Genomic DNA, 4,691 nt, shown 5'->3' with positions numbered 1-4,691 from the left:
CGACCGGTACGAAGGCCGGCTGCCCGGCGCCGTCGACCAGGCGGTCGACAGCGCCGACGTCCTGATGCACCCGTCACGGCTGCCGTGCCGCGGCGGCGCTCCTGGGTCTGCATCCCTGACACCGACACCAGCGGCCTGTAAGCGGAAAAAATGGGTCGAGAGGCCGCCACTGATCTGTCAGTATCGCGGCATGCTCGCTGCTGCGTCCCAGACCGAGTACGGCGACCGCGGACTGGCGTTGGCCGGTGAAATTCTGCGCACGGTCGTCCTGGTCAAAGGGCATCAGTCAAAGGGCATCAGAGGGTGGAGTACAGCCGCTCGGCCTCGTCCCGCTTGATGTACAGGTCCCAATAGGTCTCAGCGATGGTGTCGGGCTGTGTCTCCGGACCGCCCTGGCCGATCCAGGTCGCCAGTGGCACATGGGTGGCATAGACACCCTTGTCAGCGAGGGTGGCATTCAGAGCCAGCACCCAGTTACGCAGTGCCCCGCTGGCGATGCCGACGTTGCCCATCTGCGGAAAGACCAGCGCGGACGAGGCACCGGTGGTGAACAGCAGCGTGCCGGAGCCACGCTCGATCATCGCAGGCAACACCGCCTGGACGGCGGTGACGGCGCCGTAGACGTAGTAGTCGATCTGCTGCTGGATGTTCTCCACGTTCACCTCCAGCGCGCTCACCGGGGTCAGGGCCGGGTCGTCGGCCTGCTTCGGGGCGGGAGAGAACTCCAGCACGTCGACGGGGCCGAAGCGCTCAGTCGCCCTGTGCAGTGCGCCCGTCAGCGCGGGGCGGTCGAGGATGTCGGCGGCGAAGCCGGCCGCCGTGATGCCGTCCTTCTCCAGCTGCCCGACCAGGTCGTCGAGCCTGCCCTGGCTGCGGGAGACGAGGGCGACTGTGAAGCCCTCCTTCCCGAAGCGGCGGGCGATCGACAGACCCAGACCGGGTCCCGCTCCGACGATGGCGATGGTGGACATGCTCGGTTCCTCCCTGGGCGCGACGGACGTCGTTCCGACGTCGACCCTACTCAATAGTTCTCATGTGGGAATATCTCCCTAAAGAAGATCTTGTGTGTGAATAGTCTGCTTGAACTGTCCGGATGGCCGACCAGGATCCCGCCGACTCCGAGCCGACCGACACGGGTGAGCGCGGCGACGATCTGGAAGAGATCGGTCCGTAGGCCGCGCCTGCCGTAGGGCGGGGATGCTCAAGAACTGGACGGAACGTTCACAGGTCTGCCTGAAGGGAGAACCGGTGGGTTCCACCGAGGCCATGAGGCGACCGAGATAACCTCGACCGCGACTTCGTTCCGGACGGGTTCGCCGACGTCACCAACGTCCAGGCCGGTGACCCCTCGCCGGACGGTAGCGGTCCGCTGGCGATTGACCGGTCGGTCGAGGTCGGACACATCTTCCAGCTCGGCACCAGGTACTCACAGGCGCTGGACGCCCGCTACCTCGACGCGAACGGGAAGGACGCGCCGATGGTGATGGGCTGCTACGGCATCGGGATCAGCCGCATCCTGTCCGTTGTCATCGAACAGCACCATGACGACAGCGGGATCCGCTGGCCCGCCGGCCTCGCCCCCTACGACGTCGAGGTCGTCCCCCTCGGGAAGAACATCGACGCCGAGGCTGTCGACGCCGTTGCCTCCGCGCTGGAGGCCGAAGGACTCGACGTCCTCGTCGACGACCGTCCTGGATCAGCCGGCGTCAAGTTCGCCGACGCCGACCTGATCGGATGCCCCGTCCAGGTCGTCGCGGGTCGCCGTCTCACCGAGGGTGCGGTCGAGGTCCGTACCCGGGACCGCTCCACCGTCCTCGAGGTGGACATCACCGACCTGACCAAGACCGTGCAACAACTCCTGACCAGGCCCGGTCAATGATCCAAACAGATGCCACGGAATACCGCGCTTGAGGTTGGTCAGACGGTGAAGAGGCGGATTTTGATTCCTATGGAGTCAGCGAGGTGGTTCAGGTCGTCCGGGTTGCTGGTGACTACGGAGGCTTGGTACTGGACCGCGGTGGCGATGACGATCGCGTCCACGACGTCGGCGGTGTGTGAGCTGCCGCAGGCGATGCCGGCGGCGCGGCCGGTGCGCTCGTCGTCGGGGCGGATGTCGCAGCCCTTGAGCAGGCGGGAGATCTGGTGCTGGGGGCCGCCGCGCCAGGCTTGGGCGAGGACCACCACGGGCACGATCGGGCGGATGCGGGCGGCGGTCAGCTGGTCGTGCAGGGCGAGGATGTCGGGGCTGCGTCGTTCGGCGGCCAGCAGCGCACCGGTGTCGTAGACGATCGCGGGCATTATCCGGCTGCCCGCCACGGTTCGTCGTCGAGCAGTCCGGCCTCCGTCAGGAACGCGTGGGCGCGCCGCCGGGACTCTTCGGGTAGCTCGCCGTGCTCGTTTTCGTACTCGGCTACCAGTTCCCGGGCGGCGGCCCGGCCTGCGGTGTGCAGGGCGGCGAGGTGGGCCTTCTCGACAGCGGCCTCGGCCAGCCATGCGGATACCGGCTTGCCCTCTTCCGCGGCTGCCGCTTTGATCGTCTCTTCGACCTCGGGTGGCACTGAGATCGACAGCTTGCGTGCGCTCATGGTCTTACCGTAGCGCTCGGTAGGAAGGCGTTCCTACCGTATCCGGTGGTCTCAGCGGGTCCTGCCGGCGTGGGCCGTGCCGTCGACACTGTGGAGATCGACGGGTCGGGTGCGTGTACCGATACGCTCATCGTCGTGCTGAGAAAGCTCGACCTGCGTGGAAGCCTGCCGTCGCCGCCGCAGTTGCGCAGGCTGCTGCCCCGCGCCGCGCTGGACGTCGACGCCGCGCTGGAGGCGGTCCGTCCTGTCTGCGACGACGTACGCGACCGGGGGGATGCCGCGGTCCTCGACGCGGGGGAGCGTTTCGACGGGGTGCGGCCGGGCGCGGTGCGGGTTGCCCCCGACGCGCTGACCGACGCGCTGGACAGCCTCGACGCGCAGGTGCGGGACGCGCTGGAGGAGGCGATCCGGCGGACCCGGCTCGTGCATCGGGCGCAGCGCCGCGAACCGGTGACCGTCGACGTGGCGCCGGGGACCCGGGTGACGGAGCGCTGGATTCCTGTGGAGCGGGTCGGCCTCTACGTGCCGGGCGGACGGGTCGCCTACCCGAGCAGCGTGGTGATGAACGTTGTGCCGGCGCAGGAGGCCGGGGTCGGCTCCCTCGCGCTGGCGTCGCCGCCGCAGGCGGAGTTCGGTGGCCTGCCGCATCCGGTGATCCTCGCCGCCTGCGCGCTGCTGGGCGTGGACGAGGTCTACGCCGCGGGCGGAGCTCAGGCGATCGCGATGTTCGCCCATGGGACGTCCAGCTGCCCGGCGGTGGACGTCGTGACCGGGCCGGGCAACATCTACGTGACCGCGGCGAAGCGGCTGCTGCGCGGCCTGGTCGGGGTGGACGCCGAGGCCGGCCCGACCGAGGTCGCGATCCTCGCCGACGACACCGCGGATCCCGCCCATGTCGCGGCCGACCTGATCGCCCAGGCCGAGCATGATCCGATGGCTGCCTGCCTGCTGGTCACACCGTCGACCGAGCTGCTCGACGCGGTCGAGGTCGAGCTCGGCAAGCAGGTTCCGGTGACCCGCCACCGGGAGCGGGTGCAGACGGCACTGGCCGGTCAGGGTGTGGTGGCCGTGGTCGACGACGTCGACGCGGGCCTGGTGGTGGTCAACGCCTGGGCCGCCGAACACCTGGAGATCCAGACCGTGGACGCCGCCGCCGTCGCCGCCCGGGTCCGTAATGCCGGGGCCGTGTTCGTCGGGGCGTGGGCGCCGGTGTCGCTGGGCGACTATCTCGCCGGCTCGAACCACGTCCTGCCGACGGGCGGTACCGCCCGTCACAGCGGTGGTCTTTCGGTGTCGGTGTTCCAACGGCAGGTTCACGTGGTGGAGTGTGACCGCGACGCTCTCGCCGAGGTGGCGTCCCGGGTTGCCGCGCTCGGCGGCGCCGAGGATCTCACCGCTCACGTCGACGCGGTGGAGGTGCGTTTGCGATGACCACGACAGGATCAGGCTTTGCGGCCGGCACTCGACCCACGCCCGAGGGCCGTGGACGCTCGGTGCGCTCGCCTACCCTCGACGAGCTGCCGCTGCGTGACGACCTGCGCGGCATGGTGCCCTACGGCGCACCGCAGCTCGACGTCCCGGTGCTGCTCAACACCAACGAGAACCCGTACCCGCCGTCGGCCGGGCTGGTGGACGCCCTGGGCAAGGCCGCGACTCTCGCCGCCACCGAGGCCAACCGTTACCCCGACCGCCAGGCCGAGGCGCTGCGCGCGGACCTCGCCTACTACCTGACCCCGGATGCCGGCTTCGGTCTGCGCACCGACCAGGTGTGGGCGGCGAACGGGTCGAACGAGGTGCTCCAGCAGCTGTGCCAGGCGTTCGGTGGGCCGGGCCGGGTCGCGCTCGGATACGAACCCTCATACTCGATGCACCGGCTCATCGCGGTGGCGACCGCGACCGGATGGGTCGGTGAGCGTCGCGAGCCCGACTTCACCCTCGACCCGTCCGCGGTCGCCGAGGCGATCCACCGGCACCGTCCGTCCCTGGTCTTCCTCACGTCGCCGAACAACCCCACCGGCACCGCGCTGCCGGTGGAGGTGGTGGTGGCCGCGTGCGCGGCGGTCGGCGAGACCGGCACTGGCATGGTGGTCGTGGACGAGGCGTACG

General features: G+C 69.6%; 6 protein-coding genes. 3 read left to right on the top strand and 3 right to left on the bottom strand.

All coding sequences use genetic code 11. The features are described from left to right. Positions 1 to 296 precede the first annotated feature (296 nt). A complete protein-coding gene (locus DD1DGNOD_RS15765; RefSeq protein WP_131767586.1) occupies positions 297 to 971 on the bottom strand; it encodes an SDR family NAD(P)-dependent oxidoreductase in 675 nt (224 codons plus the stop codon). A 398-nt stretch (positions 972 to 1,369) separates the two neighbouring features. Here DD1DGNOD_RS15765 and DD1DGNOD_RS15760 point away from each other — a divergent pair, with 398 nt between their 5' ends. Then, positions 1,370 to 1,879, top strand: a complete 510-nt coding sequence (locus DD1DGNOD_RS15760) for a His/Gly/Thr/Pro-type tRNA ligase C-terminal domain-containing protein (protein ID WP_131767585.1) — start codon at positions 1,370 to 1,372, stop codon at positions 1,877 to 1,879. Between the two features lie 38 nt (positions 1,880 to 1,917). Here DD1DGNOD_RS15760 and DD1DGNOD_RS15755 read toward each other — a convergent pair whose 3' ends face one another. Together DD1DGNOD_RS15755 and DD1DGNOD_RS15750 are read right to left on the bottom strand one after the other, a co-directional pair. Beyond that, on the bottom strand, positions 1,918 to 2,316 hold the full coding sequence (locus tag DD1DGNOD_RS15755; protein ID WP_241251628.1) for a PIN domain nuclease: 399 nt from the start codon (positions 2,314 to 2,316) through the stop codon (positions 1,918 to 1,920). Next, complete coding sequence (locus DD1DGNOD_RS15750) at positions 2,298 to 2,585, bottom strand: hypothetical protein (protein WP_131767584.1); 288 nt, start codon at positions 2,583 to 2,585, stop codon at positions 2,298 to 2,300. Before DD1DGNOD_RS15750 ends, DD1DGNOD_RS15755 begins: the two co-directional genes overlap by 19 nt. Positions 2,586 to 2,720: 135 nt before the next feature. Between DD1DGNOD_RS15750 and hisD the strand changes: the two genes are divergently transcribed. Together hisD and DD1DGNOD_RS29605 are read left to right on the top strand one after the other, a co-directional pair. Continuing rightward, positions 2,721 to 4,016, top strand: a complete 1,296-nt coding sequence (gene hisD, locus DD1DGNOD_RS15745) for a histidinol dehydrogenase (RefSeq protein ID WP_206443214.1) — start codon at positions 2,721 to 2,723, stop codon at positions 4,014 to 4,016. Next, positions 4,013 to 4,691, top strand: a 679-nt coding sequence (locus tag DD1DGNOD_RS29605; RefSeq protein WP_241255752.1) for an aminotransferase class I/II-fold pyridoxal phosphate-dependent enzyme, incomplete at its 3' end; no start/stop codon positions are given. The genes hisD and DD1DGNOD_RS29605, both read left to right, overlap by 4 nt.

Origin of the sequence: Candidatus Protofrankia californiensis (genome assembly GCF_900634765.1) — a bacterium.
Classification (GTDB): domain Bacteria; phylum Actinomycetota; class Actinomycetes; order Frankiales; family Frankiaceae; genus Protofrankia; species Protofrankia californiensis.
This window is presented reverse-complemented; position numbering and strand designations above follow the sequence as displayed.